At 71.7% G+C, this 22,861-nt stretch carries 21 protein-coding genes; 6 read left to right on the top strand and 15 right to left on the bottom strand.

The window, feature by feature from the left end; all coding sequences use genetic code 11:
* Positions 1–3 precede the first annotated feature (3 nt).
* From AB0M54_RS25335 to AB0M54_RS25300, 8 genes are all read right to left on the bottom strand, one after another.
* Positions 4–1,530 (bottom strand): fused MFS/spermidine synthase, encoded by a 1,527-nt coding sequence (locus AB0M54_RS25335; RefSeq protein WP_364474115.1) that lies wholly within the window; start codon positions 1,528–1,530, stop codon positions 4–6.
* Positions 1,531–1,557: 27 nt separating this feature from the next.
* On the bottom strand, positions 1,558–2,562 hold the full coding sequence (locus AB0M54_RS25330) for a hypothetical protein (RefSeq protein ID WP_364474239.1): 1,005 nt from the start codon (positions 2,560–2,562) through the stop codon (positions 1,558–1,560).
* A gap of 75 nt (positions 2,563–2,637) precedes the next feature.
* Positions 2,638–3,411: an SDR family oxidoreductase gene (locus AB0M54_RS25325; protein WP_364474113.1), complete on the bottom strand. Its 774-nt coding sequence runs from the start codon at positions 3,409–3,411 to the stop codon at positions 2,638–2,640.
* Positions 3,412–4,218 (bottom strand): inositol monophosphatase family protein, encoded by an 807-nt coding sequence (locus AB0M54_RS25320; RefSeq protein WP_364318267.1) that lies wholly within the window; start codon positions 4,216–4,218, stop codon positions 3,412–3,414. It lies immediately after the preceding gene.
* Positions 4,211–4,669 carry a response regulator gene (locus AB0M54_RS25315; protein ID WP_364318265.1) on the bottom strand — a complete coding sequence of 153 codons (459 nt, stop codon included), beginning with the start codon at positions 4,667–4,669 and terminating at the stop codon, positions 4,211–4,213. Before AB0M54_RS25315 ends, AB0M54_RS25320 begins: the two co-directional genes overlap by 8 nt.
* Entirely contained in the window at positions 4,666–6,252 is a 1,587-nt protein-coding gene (locus tag AB0M54_RS25310; protein ID WP_364318263.1) for an ATP-binding protein, read from the bottom strand. The genes AB0M54_RS25315 and AB0M54_RS25310 overlap by 4 nt, the downstream gene beginning before the upstream one ends.
* Positions 6,249–7,457, bottom strand: coding sequence for a fused response regulator/phosphatase (locus tag AB0M54_RS25305; RefSeq protein WP_364474111.1), 1,209 nt, complete (start codon positions 7,455–7,457; stop codon positions 6,249–6,251). The genes AB0M54_RS25310 and AB0M54_RS25305 overlap by 4 nt, the downstream gene beginning before the upstream one ends.
* Positions 7,458–7,530: 73 nt before the next feature.
* Positions 7,531–7,869, bottom strand: coding sequence for a hypothetical protein (locus AB0M54_RS25300; protein WP_364318260.1), 339 nt, complete (start codon positions 7,867–7,869; stop codon positions 7,531–7,533).
* Between the two features lie 66 nt (positions 7,870–7,935).
* Between AB0M54_RS25300 and AB0M54_RS25295 the strand changes: the two genes are divergently transcribed.
* Positions 7,936–10,320, top strand: a complete 2,385-nt coding sequence (locus AB0M54_RS25295; protein WP_364474109.1) for a M20/M25/M40 family metallo-hydrolase — start codon at positions 7,936–7,938, stop codon at positions 10,318–10,320.
* Between the two features lie 24 nt (positions 10,321–10,344).
* On the opposite strand, the gene AB0M54_RS25290 is transcribed toward AB0M54_RS25295, so the two are convergent.
* Entirely contained in the window at positions 10,345–10,635 is a 291-nt protein-coding gene (locus AB0M54_RS25290) for a Smr/MutS family protein (RefSeq protein WP_364318256.1), read from the bottom strand.
* A gap of 10 nt (positions 10,636–10,645) precedes the next feature.
* Positions 10,646–11,017, bottom strand: coding sequence for a tetratricopeptide repeat protein (locus AB0M54_RS25285; RefSeq protein WP_364318255.1), 372 nt, complete (start codon positions 11,015–11,017; stop codon positions 10,646–10,648).
* A gap of 131 nt (positions 11,018–11,148) precedes the next feature.
* Here AB0M54_RS25285 and AB0M54_RS25280 point away from each other — a divergent pair, with 131 nt between their 5' ends.
* On the top strand, positions 11,149–13,320 hold the full coding sequence (locus AB0M54_RS25280; RefSeq protein WP_364318253.1) for a hypothetical protein: 2,172 nt from the start codon (positions 11,149–11,151) through the stop codon (positions 13,318–13,320).
* Here the strand turns inward: AB0M54_RS25280 and AB0M54_RS25275 are convergent.
* Entirely contained in the window at positions 13,307–14,950 is a 1,644-nt protein-coding gene (locus AB0M54_RS25275; protein ID WP_364474107.1) for a hypothetical protein, read from the bottom strand. The two genes, AB0M54_RS25280 and AB0M54_RS25275, sit on opposite strands and share 14 nt — an antisense overlap.
* A 48-nt stretch (positions 14,951–14,998) precedes the next feature.
* Positions 14,999–15,199: a hypothetical protein gene (locus AB0M54_RS25270; protein ID WP_364474105.1), complete on the bottom strand. Its 201-nt coding sequence runs from the start codon at positions 15,197–15,199 to the stop codon at positions 14,999–15,001.
* Positions 15,200–15,330: 131 nt separating this feature from the next.
* On the opposite strand from AB0M54_RS25270, the gene AB0M54_RS25265 reads away from it, so the two are divergent.
* Both AB0M54_RS25265 and AB0M54_RS25260 read left to right on the top strand, forming a co-directional pair.
* Positions 15,331–16,068, top strand: a complete 738-nt coding sequence (locus AB0M54_RS25265; RefSeq protein ID WP_364318247.1) for a response regulator transcription factor — start codon at positions 15,331–15,333, stop codon at positions 16,066–16,068.
* 16 nt (positions 16,069–16,084) lie between these two features.
* A complete protein-coding gene (locus AB0M54_RS25260) occupies positions 16,085–17,722 on the top strand; it encodes a HAMP domain-containing sensor histidine kinase (RefSeq protein WP_364474103.1) in 1,638 nt (545 codons plus the stop codon).
* Here the strand turns inward: AB0M54_RS25260 and AB0M54_RS25255 are convergent.
* Positions 17,666–18,073: a hypothetical protein gene (locus AB0M54_RS25255; protein WP_364318243.1), complete on the bottom strand. Its 408-nt coding sequence runs from the start codon at positions 18,071–18,073 to the stop codon at positions 17,666–17,668. The genes AB0M54_RS25260 and AB0M54_RS25255 overlap by 57 nt on opposite strands.
* A gap of 250 nt (positions 18,074–18,323) precedes the next feature.
* Between AB0M54_RS25255 and AB0M54_RS25250 the strand changes: the two genes are divergently transcribed.
* Positions 18,324–19,388: a 3-deoxy-7-phosphoheptulonate synthase gene (locus AB0M54_RS25250; protein WP_364474101.1), complete on the top strand. Its 1,065-nt coding sequence runs from the start codon at positions 18,324–18,326 to the stop codon at positions 19,386–19,388.
* A gap of 160 nt (positions 19,389–19,548) precedes the next feature.
* On the opposite strand, the gene AB0M54_RS25245 is transcribed toward AB0M54_RS25250, so the two are convergent.
* Positions 19,549–20,022 (bottom strand): SRPBCC family protein, encoded by a 474-nt coding sequence (locus tag AB0M54_RS25245; RefSeq protein ID WP_364318240.1) that lies wholly within the window; start codon positions 20,020–20,022, stop codon positions 19,549–19,551.
* Complete coding sequence (locus AB0M54_RS25240; protein ID WP_364318238.1) at positions 20,019–20,330, bottom strand: metalloregulator ArsR/SmtB family transcription factor; 312 nt, start codon at positions 20,328–20,330, stop codon at positions 20,019–20,021. The genes AB0M54_RS25245 and AB0M54_RS25240 overlap by 4 nt, the downstream gene beginning before the upstream one ends.
* Before the next feature lie 234 nt (positions 20,331–20,564).
* Here AB0M54_RS25240 and AB0M54_RS25235 point away from each other — a divergent pair, with 234 nt between their 5' ends.
* On the top strand, positions 20,565–22,697 hold the full coding sequence (locus AB0M54_RS25235; RefSeq protein ID WP_364474100.1) for a glycosyltransferase family 39 protein: 2,133 nt from the start codon (positions 20,565–20,567) through the stop codon (positions 22,695–22,697).
* Positions 22,698–22,861 lie beyond the last annotated feature (164 nt).

The raw sequence follows: 22,861 nt of genomic DNA, 5'->3' as shown, positions 1-22,861 counted from the left end.
GGTTCAGCCCTGCAGGAGCTGGTCGACCGGGGCGTAGTCGTCGGTGAGCACCCGGCTGTCGCCGAGGTAGGTGGTGAGGTCGGCGCCGGTGAGCAGGGTGACCGGCTCGTCGGCCAGGTCGAGCGCATCCCGCAGGAAGGTCGTCGGCAGCGGCGACTCGGAGCCGACGATGACGAAGTTCGATCCGGTCTCGCCGGCCAGCGCCTTCGGCGGGGCGATCAGCGCGGTGTACGGGAAGACCGCGGCGACCGTGGCGAGCTCGGCCCGGATGAAGCGGCTGGGCGGATAGTCGATGACGTTCTGGGCGTACACGCCGTCGGGGCGGAGGACCCGGGCGATGTCGGCGACCATCTCCTTGGTGGAGAGGTGCCACGGGACGACGAGGTGCCCGAAGGCGTCGCCGACGACCAGGTCGTACGCGTCGGTGCGCTGCTCGGCGAGACCCACCCGGGCGTCGCCGACCCGGGTGCGCAGCCGCGGGCCGGTGCGCAGGCCGAGTTCCCGCTTGTCCAGGTCGACCAGGCCGCCGTCGAGCTCCAGCACCAGCTGGTCGCTGCCCGGCCGGGTCGCCGCCACGTACGCCGGCATGGTGAACCCGCCGCCGCCCAGGTGCAGCGCCGAGATCGGGGCCCGCGGCAGGCGGATGGTGTCGGTGACGGCGCCGAGCCATTGCACGTACGCGAACTTGAGATGTTCGGGGTCGTTCAGGTCGACGTACGAGTGCCGGGCGCTGTTCAGGATCAGCGTGCGCCCGCCGGCCACGGCCGCATCGTGGTCGACCCGGGCGCAGTGGTACGCGGTCTCGACGTCGCACGGCGTCGGCGACAGCGCTCCCAGCCCGGCGCCCACCAACCCGATCGTGGCCAGGACCGCGCGCGTACGCGGTTGGCCCGGCGTGACCACCGCCGGATCACGCCGCCGGAGCCACCAGCCGAGCCCGAACCCGGCCACCGCCAGCATGATCGCCAGCGTGAGGATGATCCAGCTGCTCGGCATCGCGGCCACGAAGATGAAGCCGGTCCCGAGCGTCGCGGTGATCGCCCCGAGCGTGCCGATGCTGGACAGCCGGCCGACCACCTCACCGGTCCGGCGCAGGTCACCGAGCTGGAGCTTGACCACCAGCGGGCTGATCGCGGCGAGGATGAACGCGGGCAGGAAGACCGCCAGAGCGGCGAGCAGGAGTACGGCCGGAGCCGCGCCGCCGCGCAGGAACTCACCACCCCACCGAACCAGCGGCAGGGTGACCGCCGTGCCGATCGCGCCGAGGATCAGCGCCGGCGCGAGCAGCACCCGCGGGTCGTACCGGTCGGCCAGCCGGCCACCGAGCCACGTCCCGTAGGCGATCGCGGCCAGCGAGATCCCGATGACCGAGCTGCTCACCTGCAGGGTGACCCCGACATAGGGCCCGACCAGCCGCAACGCCACGATCTCGAGCACCAGCACCGACCCGCTGGCGAAGAAGACCAGCGCGGTCGCGAGGGCGTTGGGAAGCGGCCGCGTGGGGGCGTCGGTGGTGCTTGGCGTCTCCATCGGCCGAAGGGTACCGAGGCAACCTGGTCAGAGGATGGACAGGTGCACGTGGTTGGTGTGCGTGGCGTTGGGTCCGCCGGATCCGCTGTACGCGCGCCAGCCGGTGCTCGGCATCCAGATCTGCCGGAACCAGATCACGTACATCACGCCCAGCCGGTCGGCGTTCTTGACGAAGTAGGCGGCCAGGTTGTTGCCGTACACCTTGTCGCCGCCGGAGGCGTTCTTGTTCTCGAAGCCGCCGCTGGCCGCGGCGAAGTCGCAGGCCCGGCCGAGTGGATGTTCGCCCGAGGACCGCTCGCTGAAGCACGACGTGTAGCGCTTGAAGCCGGCCGCCCGGGCCTGCTGGTAGGCGTTCAGCAGCCGCGGGGTGATGCAGCCGCCGCTGGTGGGGTCGTCGACGGTGCAGCGTTCCTTGGGCCAGGAGCCGTTGGCGTTGCGGGGCGCCGGCTTGGCCAGCGGCGAGTTGGCGCCGACGAACCCGCCCGCGACGCTGCCGCCGCCGACGCTGGCCAGCGCGATCTCGGCCTCCTTCTTCTTCTTGGCCATGACCGCGACCTGCTTCTGCTGCTCCTTGATCTCGAGGCCGACGGCCGCCTTCGCCTTGGTGGTGGCGGCGATCGCCTCGCGGTAGCGGGTCAGCGCCCGCCCGTCGAGCTGGGCCATGATGTCGAGCTGCTGCATCCGCTCCATGAAGGTGTCGGGCGAGCTGGCGTTGAGCAGCAGGGTCATCGTGTTGAACCGGCCGAGCCGGTAGGACCGTGCCGCCACCGCCGCGACCTGCGTCTCCAACTGCTTGGCCTCCACCTGCGCGGTCAGCAGGGTGCTCTGCAACTGCTTCTGGCGCTTCTGGGACGCGCCGAGTTTCTGTTTCGCCTCGACGTGGCCGCGGGCCGCCGACTCCAGCGCGGCCCGCAACGTCTTGCTGCCGCCTTCCGGATCGGGCGCCGCGCTCGCCGGGCCGGCCCCGATCAGGGCGGCGGCCATCGTCACCGCCGCCAGCGCCACAGCAGCACACAGCCGCCGGAGGACCATCGCCGCCACGCTCAGCCTCCCAAGGTCATGAAGCGAGGCGACTCTACCGGGACCGGCGGCCAGGACGCACCCCGATCAGGTGGACGAATATCCACCGTCGACGAAGAGTGTCTGCCCGGTCACCGAGGCGCTCGAATCGCTCGCCAGATAGACGACCGCACCGGCGAAATCCTCCGGTACGCCGTTACGGCCGGTCATCGCGCGCGCGGCGTGGGCACGGACCTTGGACGGGTCCGCGAACACCGGCTCGGTCAGTGGGGTGTGCACCACCCCGGGCGCGATCGCGTTGCAGCAGACGCCACGCCGCGACCAGGCCTCCGCCTGCGATCGGGTCAACGCGACGAGCCCCGCCTTGGAAACGCCGTAGGCGCCGCTGTTCCCGTAGGCCCGGAAGGCCTGCTGCGACGCGACGTTGATGATCCGCCCCCAGCCGCGCCCGGCCATCCGCGGCCCGAACGCCTGCCCGAGCAGGAACGGCGCCGTCAGGTTGGCGGCCAGGGTGACGTCCCAGTCGTCCTCGGTGAGCTCGTCCAGGGGTGGCCGCCGGTTGACCGCGGCCGAGTTGACCAGGATGTCCGGCTCACCGAACCCGTCGAGCATCCGGCCCGCCAGGTCGCCGACTGCGGCCCGGTCGGCGAGGTCGGCGGCCAGCGACGCGGCGTCGACCCCGAAGCCGCGCAGCTCGTCCACCGTCGAGGCCAGCCCGGCCGCGCCCCGCGCCACCACGACGACCCGGGCACCGGCCCGGCCGAGCGCGACCGCCATGACCCGCCCGATCCCGGAGGACCCGCCCGTGACGACGGCCAGCCGGCCGCCCAGTCCGAAGACCTGATCGAGGTAGGAGGTCATCTAGAAGACGTGACCGGGGAACAGCGCGTCGCGCGTGCTGTGCCAGATGTCGTCGTTGGGCGCGACCAGCAGGCCGCGCTCCGAGTCGACCGGGCGGTAGGCGCTCCCGTCCAGATGAAGAGCCGTGCCGCCGGCCTCGCGGAGGATCAGCGTCCCGGGCACGTGGTCCCAGGGCAGCACCCGCCAGAACAGGGCGAACTGTTGCTCGTCGGTCGCGACCGCCGGATATTCGTACCCCGCGCAGTGGTGTCCGGCCGTGACCCGGCCGAACTGGTGGGCGTTCGCGTCGGACAGGGCCCGCAACTCGGGCGTCAGGTATTTGCGCGCCACCACGCCGGTCATCGCCCGCGGCCCCGGGTCGTCGGTGCGGGTCTTCAGCCGTACCCCGTCGATGGTGGCCCCGCTGCCGGCCTCGGCCATCGTCATCCGGTCGTCGACCACGTCGAGGATCCACGAGGCGGTCGGATCGCCGTCCTGCAGCAGCGCGACCATCACCGCGAACGGCGTCTTGCCGGCGGCGAAGTTGTTGGTGCCGTCGACCGGGTCGACGATCCAGACCGCGCCCCCGTCGCCGACCCGGCTCAGCACGGTGGGATCGGCCGCGACCGCTTCCTCGCCGACCACCACCGACCCGGGCAGCAGCGCGGTGAGCCCGCGGGTCAGCGCCCGCTCGGCCTCCTGGTCGGCGATCGTCACGACGTCGCCGGGCGCCTTGATCTCGACGTCGCCGGCGCCCAGGTGCCGGAACCGGGGCAGCACCTCGGTCGCCGCGACCTCCCGGATCAGGTCGCTCACCTGGTCAAGCACGGGGCGGCAGCTTCACGACGCTGACGAAGAACTCGTCGATCTGGCGGATCACCGAGATGAACCGTTCGAAGTCGACCGGCTTGGTGACGTACGCGTTGGCGTGCAACTGGTAGCTGCGCAGGATGTCCTCGTCGGCCGCCGACGTGGTCAGCACGACCACCGGGATGCGGCCCAGCTCGTCGTCCTTCTTGATCTCGGCCAGCACCTCGCGCCCGTCCCGCCGGGGAAGGTTGAGGTCGAGCAGGATCAGGTCGGGGCGTACGGCGCCTTCCCACTGACCTTCGCGGCGCAGGTAGGCCAGCGCCTCGGCGCCGTCGGAGACCACGGTCAGCCGGTTGCGGACCTTGTGGTCCTCGAACGCTTCCTGCGTCATGAGCACGTCGCCCGGGTCGTCCTCGACGAGCAGCACCTCGATCGGAGTGCCGTCAGCTCTGTTGATCGAGCCGGTCATGCCGTGACCTCTTTCCGTGGTTCCTCCGCCGCGACCAATACCGGCACCGGAAGCGTGAAGTTGATCGAGGTGCCCTCGTCCACGTCCAGGTCCAGCCAGATCCGGCCGCCATGGTATTCGACGATCTTCTTGACGATCGCCAGACCGATGCCGGTGCCCTCGTACGCGTCCCGCGCGTGCAGCCGCTGGAAGATCACGAAGACCTTGTCGGCGAATTCCCGCTCGATGCCGATCCCGTTGTCCCGCACGGTGATCTTCCAGTCGCCGCCGTCCCGGACCGCGGTGATCTCGATCCGCGGCGGCGCGTCGGGCCGGCGGAACTTCAACGAGTTGCCGATCAGGTTGACGAACAGCGTCGTGAGCAGCGCCTCTTCGCCCTCGACCACCGGCAGGTCGTGCCAGACGATCTCGCCGTCCTCCCCGGCTGCGGTCTCCAGCTGCGACTTCACGTCGTCGAGCACGTGGTTCAGGTCGACGTCGGTGAAGCCGTTGGTGAGCCGGCCGATCCGGGAGAAGGCCAGCAGGTCGTTGATCAGGCGTTGCATCCGCTGGGCGCCGTCGACCGCGAACCCGATGTACTGGTCGGCGCGCTCGTCCATCTGCCCGGCGTAGCGGCGCTGGAGCAGCTGGCAGAAGCTGGCCACCTTGCGCAACGGTTCCTGCAGGTCGTGCGAGGCGACGTAGGCGAACTGCTCGAGGTCGCGGTTGGACCGGACCAGTTCCTCGGCCTGCACCTTGAGCTGCTCGTTGACCCACTCGATCTGGCCGCGCGCCTCGCGGACCTCGGCCAGTTCGGCCGCGATCTGCCGGCGCATGCCGTCCACGTCCTCGGCCAGCACCCTCAACTCGGGCGACCCGGCGCTGGCCAGCTTCTTCTCGTAGTCGCCGGCGGCCACCTCGCGGACCTGCCCGGCCAGTTCGAGCACCGGCCGGGTGACCAGCCGGTCGAGCAGGAGCAGCAGCGACGCCCCGGCCAGGATGACGATGGCGGCCGCGGCGATCTCGACCGCGACCAGCGCGCTGCCGGCCTGCTGGGCGTTGTTGGCGGTGACGTTGCGCAGGACCAGAATGTCGCTCTGCAGGTCGCCGATCGACTGCCTCAGCGCGTCGAACTGCCGGGTGCCGGCCTGCTCGATCAGCGCCTGCCCGGCCGCCGGGCCCCGGGCCCGCACGGCCCGGATGACCGGGTCGGCGACCCCGGAACGCCAGTCGTCGTAGCGCTGCAGGACCAGGGCCAGCGACTCGCGGACGTCCTCGTCCCGGGGGCGGATGTGGGCCCGGATCTCGGCGATCTGCTTGTTCGCGTTGTCGGCGCCCAGGTTGTACGGGTCGAGGTTCGACGGGCGGCCGCTGATCGCGTAGCCACGGACCGCGGTCTCCTGGTCGACCATCGCGGTGACCAGGTTCTCGCCGGCGACCCGCATCGGTCCGGTGCGGTTGAGCAGGTCGTCCACGTACCCGTTGCTGCGGGTCGCGATGATCGCGGCGTAGACACCGAGCGCGGTGAGCAGCACCCCGACGGTCAGGCAGAGGGCGAGGACCCGCGCGCGGAGCGTCCACGTGCGGATGCGGAACAGGTTCACCGGCCATCACCGCGCGAGATCAGGAGCATGGCCACGTCGTCGGCCAGCGGTCCGCCGTTGGCCTGCTCGGCCTGCCCGACCAGCCACGCCGGCAACGCCGCCAGCGGGACGTCGCGCGCGGCCGGTTCGTCGAGCAGGGCGCACAGCCCCTCGATGTCGAGACGTTCGTTGCCCACGCCGGTGTGCCCCTCGATCAGTCCGTCGGTGTAGAGCAGCAGCGACCAGTCCTCGCCGTCGAACCGCACCTCGGAGACCGGCGTCGGCGTCGGGCGGACACCCAGCACGATCCCGGTCCGGGCGGTCACCGGCGTCGCCTTGCCGCCGACCAGCTGCACCGGCGGCGGATGGCCGGCCAGGCGTACCGTCGCGCGGTTGCCGGCCAGATCGATCACGACGGCCGCGACCGTGGCGAACACCTCGCGGGCCCGCCGCTCGGTCATCAGCACCTGCTCGAGCGCGCTGAGCACCTGGTCGTCGGCGACCCCGGCCAGCACCAGGGCGCGCCAGGCCACCCGGAGCTCCACCCCGAGGGCGGCCTCGTCGACGCTGTGCCCGCAGACGTCACCGACGATCAGGTGGAGCTTGTCGTCGCCGACCTGGATGACGTCGAAGAAGTCGCCGCCGAGCAGGCCCATCGCCCGCCCGGACCGGTAGAAGGTGTGCACGGCCACCTTGGTCGTGTCCATCAGCGGTTGCGGGAGCAGGCCGCGTTCCAGGCGCGCCGACTCGGACTGCCGCAACTCGACCTCGCGCAGCCGCCGGGCGTTCTCGTCGGACCGCTTGCGCTCGACCGCGTAGCGCAGGGCCCGGGTCAGCAGCACGCCGTCGACCTGGCCCTTGACCAGGTAGTCCTGGGCGCCCTCGGCGACCGCGGCCACGCCCAGGTGTTCGTCCGAGCGGCCGGTGAGCACGCAGACGGCCGCGCTGCCCGCGATGGCCAGGAAGCGGCGCAGCCCGTCGATGCCCTCGGCGTCCGGCAGGCCCAGGTCGAGCAGCACGCACTGGATGCCGCTGGTCTTGCCGCGTGCCTCGGACAGGCTGCGCGCCACGGTCAGCTCGAACGGGGCGCCGGCCTCTTCGAGCAGCTCACGCACCAGAAAGGCGTCGCCCTCGTCGTCTTCCACGAGCAGGATGCGCAGCCGTTCGGCGCTCAGCGCAGCAGGCGCGACCGGCCCCGTGCGGGGCACGACCGACCGTTCCGTCATGCCGTTTCCCCACTCGACTCCGCCCGTCGTGACATGCAGATCGTGTACCACGGCGGAGAAACTGACAACACAGTCATCCGGCTCCGCCCTCGGCCTGGAGCCGGCGGACATGGTGGGCGATCACTTGACCAAGGATGCCGTGCAACTGACCGCAGTCGGGACAGTGCAGGTTCTCGTCCAGCCGGCGGCCACCGCAGCCGACGCATTCGCCGCGGTCTTCCGGGTCGCGGTAGGCGTCGAGGGCCTTGCACATCGCCCGCACCACATGGTCGCCGACGGTGAAGGTGCGGTCACCGAGCGCCGTGCGGACGGCAATCATTGCCACGGGTGAATCACTCGGTGACGGATCGTAGGGTGCGACCCGGTCGAAGAACTCCGCGATCACGGCGGACGGGTCGAGCGGCTCGGTCACCGCTCCAAGTTATGCCACCCGCGAGAAAGATCACCGGGGTACCCGGCGTCGGGGGGACACGATTAGATGTCACCCATGCGTGACGCCCCCGACCGCGCCCTGGCCCGTCCCCGGCTTCGCCCCCTGGCCGCCCTGCTAGCCCTGCTGGTGCTGGGGGCGGTCGGTTTCCTGGCCGTGTCCTCGTTGCTACCGCCGGCCGCCCGGGACACGTCCGCGCCGGCCCCCGAATTCAGTGCCGGGCGCGCGTTTCAGCACGTCCAGGCGATGTCCACGGCACCGCACCCGGCCGGCAGCGCGGCCAATGACCGGGTCCGCGACTACCTGGTCACCACGCTGCGCGGCGACGGCCTCGACCCGCAGGTCCAGGACACGGTCACCGAGCAGGGCGGGCGGCTGTCCGGCGCCGCGGGCGGGGTCGCGATGGCGCGCGTACGCAATGTGATCGCCACGATCCCGGGCACGGCGTCCACCGGACGGGTGTTTCTGGTCGCGCACTACGACTCCGTGCAGACCGGTCCCGGCGCCAACGACGATCTCGCCGGCGTCTCCACGATCCTCGAGTCGGTCCGCGCGCTGACCGCCTCGGGCCAGCGGCTGCGCAACGACGTGGTGGTGGTGCTGACCGACGGCGAGGAGGCCTGCCTGTGCGGCGCGGAGGCGTTCGTCAAGCAGCACCCGCTGGCCCGCGACGGTGGCGTGGCGCTCAACCTGGAGGCCCGCGGCACCAGCGGCCCGGCGATCACGTTCGAGACCTCGCCGGACGACGAGAAGCTGATCGGGGTGTTCGCGAAGGCGCCGCGCCCGGTCGGCACGTCGTTCGCCGTCGAGGTGTACCGCCTGCTGCCCAACGACACCGACTTCACGCCGTTCCGCGAGTCGGGCTTCCGAGGGCTGAACACGGCGTACATCGACGGCGCGGCGAACTACCACGCACCGACCGACACCGCGTCCCGGATGGACCAGGACAGCCTCGAACACCACGGCGAGAACGCGCTGGCGCTGGTCAAGGAGTTCGGCCGGGGTGACCTGAACGACCTGGAGGCGCCCAGCGACGCCACCTACTTCCCGACGCCGGCCGGGCTCGCGCGCTACCCCGGCTGGCTGGTCTGGCCGATCGCCCTGCTGGCCCTGCTCGCGGTGCTGCGGCTGGGCGCCAGTGCGCGCAAGCGGGGCCTGGTCACCCGGGGCAAGCTGTGGGGCGGTTTCCTGCTCGGCCTGATCCCGTTGCTGGGGGCGCCGGTGCTGGCCCAGTCGCTGTGGCAGGTGGTGACGATCATCCGGCCGGCGTACACCGACCTGCAGATCGACCCGTACCGTCCACTGTGGTTCCGGCTGGGCGCGATCGCGGCCACCGCGTTCGTGGTGTTCGCCTGGTACGCGCTGCTGCGCCGCCGGATGACCCCGGCCGCGCTGACCGTCGGCGGCCTCGGCTGGCTGGCCGTGCTCGGCCTGCTGCTGGCCTGGTTCGCGCCCGGTGGCTCGTACCTCTTCGCCCTCCCGGCCCTGGCCGGCGCGCTGATGGGCCTGCTCGCGATCGCGTTCCGCGGCGGCTGGGGCTCGGTGCTCGTGCTGCTGGCCGGCGGGGCGGTCGCGGTGGTCGTGCTGGTGCCGATGGTGATGCTGTTCTTCCCGGCGCTGGGCATGGTGCTGGCCGCGTCGGGCGCGCTGCTCGGCGTGGCGCTGGGGCTGGCCCTGCTGCCGGTGGTCGACCTGCTGCACCCGGAGGCCGGTGGCCAGCGCGGCCTGGTCGCCCTCCGGTCCCGGCGGCTCGGCGTGCTGCCCTCGCTGCTGGCCCTGCTCGCGATCGTCGGGTGTGGCGCGGCCGGCCTCTACACCGACAGGTTCGACGCGGACCACCCCGAGCCGACCCATCTGATGTACGCGCTGGACACCGACACCGGCCAGGCGCGGTGGCTGAGCGACGAGACGAGGCCGCGCCCGTGGACCGCGCAGTTCGTGGCGGGCTCGAAGCGGCCGGTCGCCGACACGTTGCCCGCGTTCGGCGCCGCGCGCCTGCTGACCGGCCCCGCCAACAGCGCCGATCTGGCCGCGCCGCAGCTCACGGTGGTCAGCGACACCCGCGAGGGCGCGAGCCGGGTGCTCCGGCTGAGGCTTCGATCACAGCGGCCGGTACGCTTCACCGCCCTGCACGTGGCCACCGGCACGACCGTCACCGCCGCCTCGGTCAACGGCCGGGCCATCCCGGCCGACGTCGCGGCCGACGACCGGGACAGCGCGTGGGGCTTCGGTTTTATCTTCTTCGCCGCCCCGCCTGAGGGTGTCGACGTGCTCCTCAGGCTGGAGGGCGCCGCCCCGGCCCGGTTCCGCGCGATGGACGGCAGCGACGGCCTGACCGGCCTCCCCGGCTTCCGCCCCCGCCCGGCCGATGTCGGCGCGGTCGGCTCACACACCTCCGACCTGGTGGCGGTGGCGAAGACCTACACGGTGTAGCCAGGCCGCTGTTCAAAACCCGGCCTAGCGGCCGCGACCACGGCGGCCGCGGCTCTGGGCCGACTCGAACTTGAAGTGGATGAAGAGCCGGCCCCAGTTGTCGCCGTCCTTCTCGACCCGGTGGTAGAGCTGCTTGATCTCCTTCTGGTCGAGGAAGCGGAGCACCTTCTTCTTCAGCGCCCCGCTGCCCTTGCCCGGGATGATCTCGACCAGGGTGGCCTTCTTCTCGATCGCCTCGTCGATGACGCCACGCAGCGCCTTGTCGATCTGCTGGCCCTTGTTGAAGATGTCGTGGAGATCAAGCTTCAGCTTCACGGCACCCAGCCTACGAGTCGTTCTTGCCCAGCCAGGTCTCCACGCGGTGCAGAGCCTCCTGGTAGTCGCCGTGCTCGGTCTTCATCGCCGCGGCCAGCCGCAGGTGGGGCAGCGCCTCACGGAATCGGCCGGCCCGTTCGAGGGTCCGGCCGAGCACGTGGTGTGCGTAGTGGTCCGAGGGATCGTGCTCGATCAAGGCCCTCAGCTGGGCCTCCGCCCCGGCCAGCTGGGCCGAGTTGAAGTAGGCCCGGGCCAGTAACTGGCGTACCGCGGTGTTCCGCGGTTCCGCCTCGACGATGGGTTCGAGCATCCGGGCGGCGCTCAGCGGGTCGCCCGACTCGAAGGTGAAGGTCGCCCTGCGGTACTCCTCGAGAAGATCCACGACCGCCTCCAAGTCCGGGAATTCGAGAACACCAACGCTGGCACAACATCGAGCCAACGGCGAGCGCCCGCCTTCTCCGGCTTACCGACAAATCCCCGTAAACGGCAACTTCTGCGCCGCAGAATGCCTGCGTGGGGGACTTTCCGATCAATCTGGTCCAGGCGCCCCGGCGTCCGACGTTCGGACGGCTCAAGGCGGCCGCGATCGTCCTCACCACGCTGGCCATGTGCCTGCCGCTGACCGGCGCGGACGCCTCGCCCAGGGTCACCTCGCCAGCGTTCGCGATCCAAGGGATCAACGAGATCCCGTCGCCGCCGGCCGGGCGCAGCTGGGCGCCGGCCTTCCGTACCGCGAAGGGCCTGAACCTGGTCGCGTCGGTGAGAGAAAGAACGTTCTTTCTCCATACGGCCGGCGGCGACGTCGACTTCCTGCCCGGCGTGAACCTGGGCAGCACCACGCCCGGCCACCTGCCCGGCGAGCTGTCGATCACCCGGGAGCAGTACCGCACCTGGCTGGCCGCGATGGGCTGGCTGGGATTACGCGTCGTCCGCGTCTACACGATCCACCCGCCCGCCTTCTACCAGGAGCTGGCCCGGCACAACCGGGCCAACCCGGACCGGCCGCTCTACCTGATGCAGGGCGTCTACTTCCCGGACGAGTCGTACGTCGGGAAGCGGAACCTTTATGACAAAGCCGTGACGGACGCGATGAAGGGCGAGATCCGGGACGCGTCGAACGCCGTGGCGGGCGCGCTGACCCGGGCGCAGGCGCGCGGCCGGGCGAGCGGCACCTGGGACACGGACGTCACACCCTGGCTGGCCGGTTGGATCGTCGGCGTCGAGCTCGACCCCTACGCCGCCCACGCCTCGGACCAGCGCAACGCCACCGCGCCCACGATCAAGGGCAGGTTCTTCACGAGTACGCCGGAAGCGTCGCCGACCGAGCGCTGGCTCGCCGCCCGGATGAACGAGGTCGCCACCGAGCAGGCGAAACGTGGCCTGAGCCAGCCGATCGCGTTCACCAACTGGCCGACCACCGACCCGCTGCGGCACCCCGAGGAGCCGCTGCCGCAGGAGGACCTGCTGCAACTCGACGCCAACCACGTGCGGGCCACCGCGGCATGGCCGGCCGGCACCTTCGCCAGCTATCACGCCTACCCCTACTACCCGGACTTCCAGCGCCACGAGCCGGGCCTGCAGACCTTCCGGTATCGCGGGCGCTCCGACCCGTACGCCGGCTATCTGGATCGTCTGAAGAAGCATCACGGGACCATGCCGGTGCTGGTGACCGAGTTCGGCGTGCCGTCGGCGATCGGGTCGGCGCACCACTCGCCGCTCGGCCGCGGCCAGGGCGACCACAGCGAGCGTGAGGCCATGCGGATCGACGCCGAGCTGCTGCGGCTGATCCGCGACGTGGGCCTGGCCGGCGGCTTCCTGTTCGGGTGGGCCGACGAGTGGTTCAAGTTCACCTGGAACACCATCGAGCACCAGGACGGCGAGCGGCGGCAGCTCTGGCACGACCCGTACACCAACGAGCAGCACTTCGGGCTGATCGCGGTGGACGCGGCCGGCCCTCCGGACACGCCGCCCAGATTCCTGTTCGACACCGAGGGCGGCTGGCCGGCCCGCCGGGTCGACGCGCGGGTCGACGAGTCGTACCTGCGGCTCCGGGTCCGGCTCGGCGACCCGGCGCCGAGCGCCCTCACGCTGTCCTTCGACGTGCTGCCGGCGGTGAACGGGCCGCCGCCGCCCGGGTCGGCCGACCCGACCGGGGACGCGGCGCTCACCTTCGACCTGGTCAACCGCACCGGGCAGGCGTACCTCCGGCAGCTGTTGGACCCGCTGCCGCTCGACTACCGCGCGGCCGCCTCGGCCCGCGGACCGGCGCCGGCCGGCTGGCGCCGCTTCGAGCTGGTGGTCAACCGGGACCTGATCGTGCCGAGCACCGGCCAGAAGCTGCCGGCCGAGATCATCAACGCCGGCGCGCTGCGCTACGGAAGCTGGACCCCCGGCGCCGACAGCCGGTCGCTGTGGCGGCGCGAGGGCGACGACCTGATCGTCCGGGTGCCGTGGGCGCTGCTCGGGTACGCCGACCCGTCCGCGCACATGGTCGGGGTGCCGCGCGGGGGTTCGCTGTCGCTGGTGGTCAGCCCCGGCGCCGGGGTGACCGTCTCGGCCTCCGGCACCGACCAGTTCGTCGGCGACGTGAGCTGGGTGAACTGGAACCGGCCGTACTGGACCGAGCGGCTCAAGGCGGGCGCGTCGCAGGTGCGGGACGCGGCCTTCGAGGTCACCCGGCCCTGACCTTCGCCTTTCTCACCAGCAGCGCGGCCAGGCCGAGGGCGATCAGCAGGAAGCCCAGCGCGACGGTCGGTGGCACGAGCACCTCCGAGGTCGTGTCCGGCAGCTTCTCGGCCGCTCCGCCGGCGCCCGGTTCCGGGCTGTCGCTGGCCGGCGGGGCGAGGCCGGGCTTCGAGGTGGCGAACTCGCTCAGCGCGGTGCCGTCGGTGGCGTAGGTGAAGACCGTCAGGTCGTACGCCCGGCCGTTGGTCAGACCGGTCAGGTCGCAGCCCGTGCCGGTGGCCGCCTCGACCGTGCAGAACGCCTCGTACCCCGAGGTCACGGCCAGGTAGGCGAGGAAGTCGCCGGACCCGAAGTCGGTCGCCGGCCGCCACGACACCCGCAGGCCGCCGTTGAGGGGCACGGCCCGCACGCCGGTCACGGCCGAGGGTGAGCGCGGCAGACCCTCAACCCTGAGGGGTACGCGACTCGCGCCGCTCGCCCCGGCCCCGAGCCGGCCGGCGCCGTCGTTGCCCCAGCAGTACGCGATGTAGCGCCGATCGAGGGCGCAGGAGTGCTGGTCCCCACTATCCAGATCACGCAGCTCGTTATCCGAATCAAGTCTGGTCGGTACGAGTCGATCGGCCGTGCCGCCGTTGCCCAGCTGACCCTCCGCGCCCGTGCCCCAGCACCAGCCGGCCTGCTGTATGTCCACGCCACAGACATGCTCGCCACCGACCGCCACCTGCCGGAACCCCGGGCCGCCGGCCGCCTTCGGCCGGTTCTCCTGGCCGGTCGCGGTGCGCCCCCAGCAGGATGCCCGCCCGTCCTCGCCGACCGCACAGGACTGCTGCTTGCCGACCGCGATCTGGCGCACCGCCACGTCGTTCAGCGGCCCACTGGTGGCGATCCGCACCGGCCGCCCGGCGTCGGTGGCGGCGCCGTCGCCCAGCTGGCCCCGGTCCCCCGCGCCCCAGCACCAGGCCACACCGTCCGCAGTCGCCGCGCACGTGGTGTTGCCACCGGCCGCGATGTCGACCACCGGATCGGTCAGCCCGGTCGCGTCCGACACCCGCAGCGGCTCGTTCGAGTCCGTCGTCCCGCCCGTACCCAGCTGGCCCTCGGCGTTGCGGCCCCAGCACCAGGCCGCGCCCTGCTCGTCGATCGCGCAGCTGTGGTTCTCGCCGGTGGTCACCTCGACCAGCAGGAAGCCCGCCGGGAACCGCACCGCCACCGGGGCGTCCCGGTCGTTGGTGTCACCGGCGCCCAGCTGACCCGAGGAATTGTCACCCCAGCAGAACACCGCGCCGTTGTGCTCCAGCGCGCAGGTGTGCTCCTCGCCCGCGTCCACCTGCACGACCACCGGCATCCCGCTCGGCGCGCTCACCGGAACGGCCCGGCTCACGCTGGTCAGCGGCGGGCCGTCACCGAGTTGGCCGTCGCTGTCGCTGCCCCAGCAGTAGACCCGGCCGACGCTGGTCGTCGCGCAGGAGTGCGCCCGGCCCGCGGTGATCGAGGCGCTGCCGACGGTGGCCGCGCGCACCGAGTCCGTGGTCAGGCCGTCCGGCCAGGCGTCCCCACTGTCCGCCGCGATCGCGGGGGTGGGCGGCAGGGTTGCCACGGCGGCCACCAGCAGGGCGATGACGCGTGCCAACCCGATCTCCCAGCGCTCGGTTCCAGGACCGGCGCAATCCTGCCCGCTTCACACCGTTTCATCCCGTTTCGACACACCCGGGGCGGCATCGGCCATCATCCCGACACTGCGAATCGTGTCGGCCGCGCTCACCGACGCCCCCGCACCCGGCCGCGTCGTCGCGACCTGCCCCGGCCCGATCACGGCGGCCAGACCCACCGCGGCACTCAGCGCCACCACCGACATCCGCCGGCTCATCGTCTTCGTCATGACCACGACCATTCCGGCGTACGGTGTCCGCGCGCTGTGCGAAACCGCAGCTCCGCCTATGTCCCGGCCGCACAGGTGATACACAGGGAACGGAAAGGGCGGACATAGCCGCGCCCGCGAGAGTGGGAGCCATGACGATGGCGAACCCCGACACGAGCACCGAACTCCGCCGCCCCGACGGCGGGCCGGTCCGGGTGCTCGTCGTCGACGACGAACCGACCCTGGCCGAGCTGCTCTCGATGGCCCTCCGCTACGAAGGGTGGGACGTGCGCAGCGCCGGCGACGGCATGACCGCCGTGCGAACCGCCCGCGACTTCCGGCCGGACGCCGTCGTGCTCGACATGATGCTGCCCGACATCGACGGGCTGGAGGTGCTGCGCCGGCTGCGCGGCGAGACCCCCGACGTGCCGGTGCTGTTCCTCACCGCCAAGGACTCCGTCGAGGACCGCATCACCGGGCTCACCGCCGGCGGCGACGACTACGTGACCAAGCCGTTCAGCCTGGAGGAAGTGGTGGCCCGGCTGCGGGGGCTGATGCGCCGGATGGGCCGCTCGCCCCTGCGCGCCGAGTCGCAACTGCACGTCGGCGACCTGACCCTGGACGAGGACAGCCACGAGGTGCGCCGGGGCGGCGACCTGGTCACGCTCACCGCGACCGAGTTCGAGCTGCTGCGCTACCTGATGCGCAACCCGCGCCGGGTGCTCAGCAAGAGCCAGATCCTCGACCGGGTGTGGAACTACGACTTCGGCGGCCAGGCCAACGTGGTCGAGCTCTACATCTCGTACCTGCGCAAGAAGATCGACGCCGGCCGGACGCCGATGATCCACACCATGCGCGGCGCCGGCTACGTCCTGAAGCCGGCCGACTGACGTGCCCTCCCCCGGCATGGTGCCTATAGGTGCGCAGAGCAGCTCTGCGCACCCCGAGGCACCACCACGCCATCCGGCGCGCCGGCTCAGCCCACGGAGCTGGCCGCTGCGTACCCGGCTGGTCGCGATCCTGATCGCCTTGCTCGCGGCCCTCGGTCTGCTGGTGGGCGCGACGGCGCAGATCTTCCTGCACAAGACCCTCTACGACCGGGCCGGCGACCGGCTCGACGAGGCGACCTCGCGGATCAGGCCACCGGGCGGCCGCAACCGGCCGTTCAACAACGACTCGGTGAACTACCTCAAGAATCACCCACCGCCCGGCCTGCAGGCGGGCAACATCGTCGTGATCTGGGGCCCCGATCCGAACACCGGCACCCCCGGTGTGTTCGGCGGCAAGGTCGAATACACCCAGCCGAGCTCCGACGAGAGCTTCGAACCCGGCGACTTCGGCAGCTATGAGGGCCTGCCCACGGAGGCCGAGAACAAGCTCGCCGCGCTGGCGCCCAACGGTGAACACGTGGTGGTCGACCTGGGCGATCGCGGCGACTACCTGGTGAGTTCCCAGTTCGTGAGCTCCCAGTTCGTGCCGAACCAGGTCATCGTCGTCGGGTTACCGCTGGCCGAGACCCAGAACACGCTGCTCTCGGTTGGGCTGGTCATCGGCGGCGGGATCCTGCTGTCGCTGGTCGCAGCCGGGCTGGCCGGGGCGTACATCGTCCGGCGTACCCTCATGCCCTTGAATCGGGTTGCGGCGACCGCGACGCGCGTCTCCGAACTGCGGCTCGACCGCGGCGAGGTCGACCTGGCGCAGCGGGTGCCGGCCGAGGACACCGACGCGCGCACCGAGGTCGGCCAGGTCGGCGCGGCGCTCAACCGGATGCTCGACCACGTCGGCAGCGCGCTCGAGGCCCGACACCAGAGCGAGACGCAGGTACGCCAGTTCGTCGCCGACGCCAGCCACGAGCTGCGCACCCCGCTCGCCGCGATCCGCGGGTACGCCGAGCTCAGCCGCCGCAGCCGGCAGCCCGTCCCGGAGGAGGTCGGGCACGTGCTGCGCCGGGTCGAGTCCGAGGCGCTGCGGATGACCGCGCTGGTCGAAGACCTGCTGCTGCTCGCCCGCCTCGACTCCGGGCGGCCGCTCGAACACACCCCGGTCGACCTGACCATGCTGGTGGTCGACGCGGTCAGCGACGCGCACGCGGCCGGTCCGCGGCACGACTGGCAGCTGGCCCTGCCCGAGGAGCCGGTCAGCGTGATCGGTGATGCGGCGCGGCTCCACCAGATCCTGGCCAACCTGCTGGGCAACGCGCGTACGCACACCCCCGAAGGCACCACCGTGACCGTCGGGGTGAGCGCGACCGACCGCGAAGCCGCCCTGACCGTGACCGACCGCGGCCCGGGCATTCCCGCCGACCTCCAGCCGCACATCTTCGAGCGCTTCGCGCGGGGGGACAGCTCTCGGTCGCGGGCGGCCGGCAGCACCGGGCTGGGGCTGTCCATCGTGCACGCGGTGGTGACCGCGCACGGCGGCACGGTGGCGGTGCGGTCGGAGCCGGGCCGCACCGAGTTCACCGTGCGGCTGCCGCTGGAACCGCGGTCACCAGGGGCGGCGGCGGAGCCCGTCCATCAGGACGTCACGGAGGTCCTCCAGTAGCGCGCCGGCTGCCTCGCCGTCGCTCACGTGCAGCTCCAGCGGCACCGACTCGCGGTCGCGGCCGACGATCACATCGAGCGCGCAGAGGGCCCGCCCGGCCAGTTCGGGGCTCACGCTGGGCAACGCGGCCCGGGCCAGGCGATGGTCCAGCCAGCTTCGCCCGTACGCCGCCGGCAGACCGGCCGCGACCACCGCGATCGCCGTGATCGCCTGGGTGGGCGGAATCTCGCCGAGCAGCACGGTCGGCGTCTCCCAGACCCGGGCCACGACCGTGGCGACGGCCTGGAACCGCTCGCGGGGCGACAGCTCGAGCAACTCGTCGAGCAGATTGGGGGCCGAGACCTCGTTCATGTTCCCATCGGACCACAGGCGGACCTGGTTGCCCATAACCCGGCGGGCGTACATCCGTGTACTGTGTTGGCGTGTCCCGTTGGTATCGGTGGTTTACGAGGCCGGCTCAGCCGGTGTCCTCGGTTGTAACCTCCTGACCTGAGACACCCACCAGAGCCGGCCAAGGCAGCGACAACAATGTCGCTGCCTTTTCGTTTGCGAAAAACAAGCCGGCTCACGCTGTCAGGCGCCCGGCGGAAAGGTTGTTGTCATGACCATCCCCGAGGTGCAGCGGGTCCGGGATCAGCGCATCGCGACCGCCGTCCCGCTGATGAGCCCCGCCCTGCTCCACCACGAGCTGCCGCTCACCGAAGATCTGCACGACGCGGTGCTGGCCGGCCGGCGTCAGGTCGAAGCGGTGCTCCAGGGCCGAGATCCACGGCTGCTGGTCGTCGTCGGGCCGTGCTCGGTGCACGACCCGGAGGCCGCCGGCGAGTACGCCTCACTTCTGCGGGACGCGGCCGATCGCCTGGCCGACGACCTGCTCATCGTGATGCGCGTGTACTTCGAGAAGCCCCGCTCCACGGTCGGCTGGAAGGGCCTGATCAACGACCCGGCGCTGGACGGCACCGGTGACGTGTCCACCGGCCTGCGGGTGGCCCGGCGACTGCTGCTCGAGGTGGTCCGCCGCGGCCTGCCGGTGGCCGTCGAGTTCCTCGACCCGATCACCCCGCAGTACATCGCCGACACGGTGGCCTGGGGCGCGATCGGCGCCCGCACGGTCGAATCCCAGGTGCACCGCCAGCTCGCCAGCGGCCTGTCCATGCCGATCGGCATGAAGAACCGCCCCGACGGCAGCATCAGCACCGCCATCGACGCGATCAACGCGGCCGCCGCCCCCCACGTCTTCCCCGGCATCGACTTCTCGGGCACTCCGGCGATCCTGCACACCACCGGGAACCCCGACTGCCACCTGGTCCTCCGCGGCGGAGGCGGCCGGCCCAACTACTCGGCCGCCGACGTGGCCCGGTCCCTGACCCTGCTCGGCCAGGCCGGCCTGCCCGAGCGCCTGGTCATCGACTGCTCCCACGGCAACAGCAACAAGGACCACCTGCGCCAGCCCCTGGTCGCCGACGACGTGGCCCAGCAGGTGGAGGCCGGCCAGCCCGGCATCTCCGGCGTGATGCTGGAGAGCTTCCTGGTCCCCGGCCGCCAGAACCTCGGCGACAACCTGACCTACGGCCAGTCGGTGACCGACGCCTGCATGGGCTGGGACACCACGGTCGAGGTCCTCGAACGCCTGGCCACCGCCTCGGCCAAGCGCCGCGCCGCCTGACCCCGCGGTCGTCCACAGGCGGACCCGCTTGTGGACGACCGCCGCCGATCGTCGTGCCCCGCGCTACATTCCAGACCCACCCAGTGCCGGGGCGGGGGAGGCGGCGGCTCGTCGCGCAGCGCAACCCACCCCTACCGAGGCGGGGTGCGGCTGCGGCTGTTCAGCCGACCTGCGGGAACAGGGATGCGAAGCGGGACAGGTAGAGGGGCCAGCCCTCGTCGTGGCGGACGCCGTCGCGGAGGGACTCCCAGCCTGGGCCGTGGCGGTCGAGGTTGCGGTGTTCCAGGTCGACCCGGGTTCGGCTGGGAGATTCGGCGGTGAAGCGGACCTCGACCTCGCTGGCGTTCTCGGGGTCTTGTTCCAGTTGCCAGGTCGGGCCGATGTCCCAGGTGAAGAGCACGCGGTGGGGTGGGTCGTAGGCCAGGACGCGGGCCCAGCGGCATTCGGTGCCGTCCTCGGCCCGGTCGTAGATGTGGCCGCCGACCCGGGGCTCGAAGACGGTCTCGGTGATCGGGGACGACAGCAGGTTGTGCTCGCGCGGCTTGACATCACCGAATCGCTCGGTGAACACCGCGAACGCCTTCTCGATCGGCGCCTCGACGACGATCTGCCGGATGACGACGGTGTCGCTCATTCCTTCTCCTCCGCAATGTCCTTGAAGCCGTCCAAGGCGCGGCTCCAGTAGGTGTCGAGCTGGTCCCGCAGCGCGGCCACGCCGGCGGGGTTGAGCCGGTAGACCCGGCGGGTGCCGGCGGCCCGGTCGGTGACCAGGCCCGCATCCTTGAGCACCTTGAGGTGTTGCGAGACGGCGGGGCGGCTGATCGGCAGCACCTCGGCGATCTCCCCGACCGCCCGTGGACGCTCGGCCAGGCAGGCGACGATCGCCCGTCGGGTCGGGTCGCCGAGTGCGTCCCATCCGTCGTCGGCTTGGTAAGTAACCACGAACGGTAAGCTACGACTTACCGAGTCGCCACGTCAAGGCCCCACGACCCGGCATGACCCGGCGGCGAGAAGCGGCCTGGACCACCCGCGGCCCGGCGCGTCGACGGCGGGACTCTTCTGCGCCCGTACCCGGGAATGAACCTCACAGAATCCGCACAGGGCAACCACAAGGCGCCGACAGAGCGCGCGCCGAGAGTGACGGGGTCAGCTTGAAACCCTGCCCGAAGGACTCCGATGACCACGACGATGCCGGCTCCGCCGCTCGCGCCGCCGAACCCGCCGGCGCCGGGCCGAAAGCGCAACCTCCTGTTCGGAAAACCCGGCGACCCGCGCTGGGTGCGACCCTCATTGCTCGCGTTGCTGCTGGTGACCGGCCTGCTCTACCTGTGGGGCCTGGGCGAGTCGGGGTGGGGGAACGCGTTCTACTCCGCCGCCGTGCAGGCCGGGTCGGAGAGCTGGAAGGCCTTCTTCTACGGCTCGTCGGACGCGGCCAACTCGATCACCGTGGACAAGACGCCGGCCTCGCTGTGGGTGATGGCGCTGTCGGTGCGGCTGTTCGGGCTGAGCTCGTGGAGCATCCTGGTGCCGCAGGCGCTGATGGGCGTGGCCACCACGGGACTGCTGTTCGCCACGGTGCGCCGGTGGTACGGGCCGGCGGCGGGGCTGCTCGCGGGGGCGGTATCGGCGCTGACCCCGGTGGCGGTGCTGATGTTCCGGTTCAACAACCCGGACGCGCTGCTGGTGCTGCTGATGGTGGCCGCGGCGTGGGCGATGACCCGGGCGCTCGAGGACGGGCGCACGAAGTGGCTGGTCTGGGCCGGGGTGTTCATCGGCTTCGGCTTCCTCACCAAGATGCTGCAGGTGCTGCTGGTGGTGCCGGCGTTCGGGCTGGCGTATCTGCTGTTCGGGCCGTGGGGTGTCAAGAAGCGCATCGTGCAGCTGCTGGTGGCGGGCCTGGCGATCGTGGTGTCGGCCGGCTGGTGGATCGCCATTGTGGAGTTGGTGCCGGCGTCGATGCGGCCGTACATCGGCGGCTCCCAGAACAACAGCATCCTGGAGCTCACCCTCGGCTACAACGGCCTCGGCCGGCTCAACGGTGAGGAGACCGGCAGCGTCGGTGGCGGCGGCGGCGGCGGGGGCGGCTTCGGCGGGGGCTGGGGCTCGACCGGGCTGACCCGGATGTTCGACGCGTCGCAGGGCGGTCAGGTCTCGTGGGTGCTCCCGGCGGCGCTGATCCTGCTGGTGGCCGGCCTGGTGCTGACGCTGCGGGCGGCGCGCACCGACCGGCTGCGCGCGGGGCTGGTGCTGTGGGGCGGCTGGCTGGTCGTCACCGGCCTGGTGTTCAGCTTCATGCAGGGCATCTTCCACGCGTACTACACGGTCGCCCTCGCACCGGCGATCGGCGCGGTGGTCGGCATCGGCGCGGCCCTGACCTGGCGCGCCATCCGCAAGCGGTCGACGTCCTCCAACCCCGCGGCATCTTCCTCCATGGTGGACGGATACGCGGCTCCGACCTGGCAGGCGCCGTTCGCAACGGTGATGCTGGCGCTCGCCATCGGGGTCAGCGCCTGGTGGTCGTTCACGATGCTCGGCTGGAGCACGGACTTCCTGCCGTGGCTGCGCTGGGTGGTCCTGGTCGGCGGGCTGGCCGCGGCGGTCGGCACGCTGGGTCTGATGCGGCTGCCGATGCGGGTGGCCGCGGTGATCGCCGGGGTCGCGCTGGGTGCCACGCTGGCCGGTCCCGCGGCGTACGCGGTGCAGACCGCCGCCGAGCCGCACACCGGGTCCATCCCCTCCGCGGGGCCCGCGGTTCAGGGCGGCTTCGGTGGTGGGCCGGGCGGACGTGGTGGCCCCGGCGGCGGCGGGATGCGCGGCGGCTTCCCCGGTGGCTTCCCCGGTGGCTTCCCCGGTGGCGGCGGGTTCCCGGGCGGCGCGGCTCCGGGCGGCGCGGCTCCGGGCGGCGGCTTCGGCGGCCGGCCGGGTGGCGGCGGCATGGGCGGGCTGCTCAACGCCGCGACCGTCTCCGACCAGATGAAGTCCCTGCTCGAGCAGAATGCCGACGACTACACCTGGGCGGCCGCGGCCGTCGGTTCGCAGAACGCGTCCGGTTACCAGCTCGCCACCGGGAAACCGGTCATGGCGATCGGCGGCTTCAACGGCAGCGACCCATCGCCCACCCTGGAGCAGTTCAAGCAGTACGTCGCCGACGGCAAGGTGCACTACTTCATCGGTGGCGGCGGCTTCGGTGGCGGCGGCCGGGGCGGCAACAACTCCGGCGGCAGCTCGCAGATCTCCTTGTGGGTGCAGGAGAACTTCACCGCCCAGACGATCGACGGTGTCACGGTCTACGACCTGACCCAGCCGTAGTGACCACTTCGCGTCGGCCCGCTCAGGCGGCTCTCCATCCGGAGGGCCGCTTGAGCGGCGCGTGGTGCCTATACGCGCTCAGATCGGCCTGGCCATCAGCCGCCAGCTCACCGAAGCCATGGGCGGCGCCATCGGCGTCGACAGCGAACCCGGCCAGGGCAGCA

It is taken from the genome of Actinoplanes sp. NPDC051470, from assembly GCF_040682035.1.
Taxonomy (GTDB): Bacteria; Actinomycetota; Actinomycetes; order Mycobacteriales; family Micromonosporaceae; genus Actinoplanes.
Note: the sequence above shows the minus strand (reverse complement) of the source record. Positions and strands in the feature narration are given on the sequence as shown.

Coding starts and splice junctions, on each gene's coding strand:
- AB0M54_RS25335 (WP_364474115.1), bottom strand. CDS start 1,530: ATGGAGACGCCAAGCACCACCGACGCCCCCACGCGGCCGCTTCCCAAC.
- AB0M54_RS25330 (WP_364474239.1), bottom strand. CDS start 2,562: ATGGTCCTCCGGCGGCTGTGTGCTGCTGTGGCGCTGGCGGCGGTGACG.
- AB0M54_RS25325 (WP_364474113.1), bottom strand. CDS start 3,411: ATGACCTCCTACCTCGATCAGGTCTTCGGACTGGGCGGCCGGCTGGCC.
- AB0M54_RS25315 (WP_364318265.1), bottom strand. CDS start 4,669: ATGACCGGCTCGATCAACAGAGCTGACGGCACTCCGATCGAGGTGCTG.
- AB0M54_RS25305 (WP_364474111.1), bottom strand. CDS start 7,457: ATGACGGAACGGTCGGTCGTGCCCCGCACGGGGCCGGTCGCGCCTGCT.
- AB0M54_RS25295 (WP_364474109.1), top strand. CDS start 7,936: ATGTCACCCATGCGTGACGCCCCCGACCGCGCCCTGGCCCGTCCCCGG.
- AB0M54_RS25270 (WP_364474105.1), bottom strand. CDS start 15,199: ATGACGAAGACGATGAGCCGGCGGATGTCGGTGGTGGCGCTGAGTGCC.
- AB0M54_RS25265 (WP_364318247.1), top strand. CDS start 15,331: ATGACGATGGCGAACCCCGACACGAGCACCGAACTCCGCCGCCCCGAC.
- AB0M54_RS25260 (WP_364474103.1), top strand. CDS start 16,085: ATGGTGCCTATAGGTGCGCAGAGCAGCTCTGCGCACCCCGAGGCACCA.
- AB0M54_RS25255 (WP_364318243.1), bottom strand. CDS start 18,073: ATGAACGAGGTCTCGGCCCCCAATCTGCTCGACGAGTTGCTCGAGCTG.
- AB0M54_RS25250 (WP_364474101.1), top strand. CDS start 18,324: ATGACCATCCCCGAGGTGCAGCGGGTCCGGGATCAGCGCATCGCGACC.
- AB0M54_RS25245 (WP_364318240.1), bottom strand. CDS start 20,022: ATGAGCGACACCGTCGTCATCCGGCAGATCGTCGTCGAGGCGCCGATC.
- AB0M54_RS25235 (WP_364474100.1), top strand. CDS start 20,565: ATGACCACGACGATGCCGGCTCCGCCGCTCGCGCCGCCGAACCCGCCG.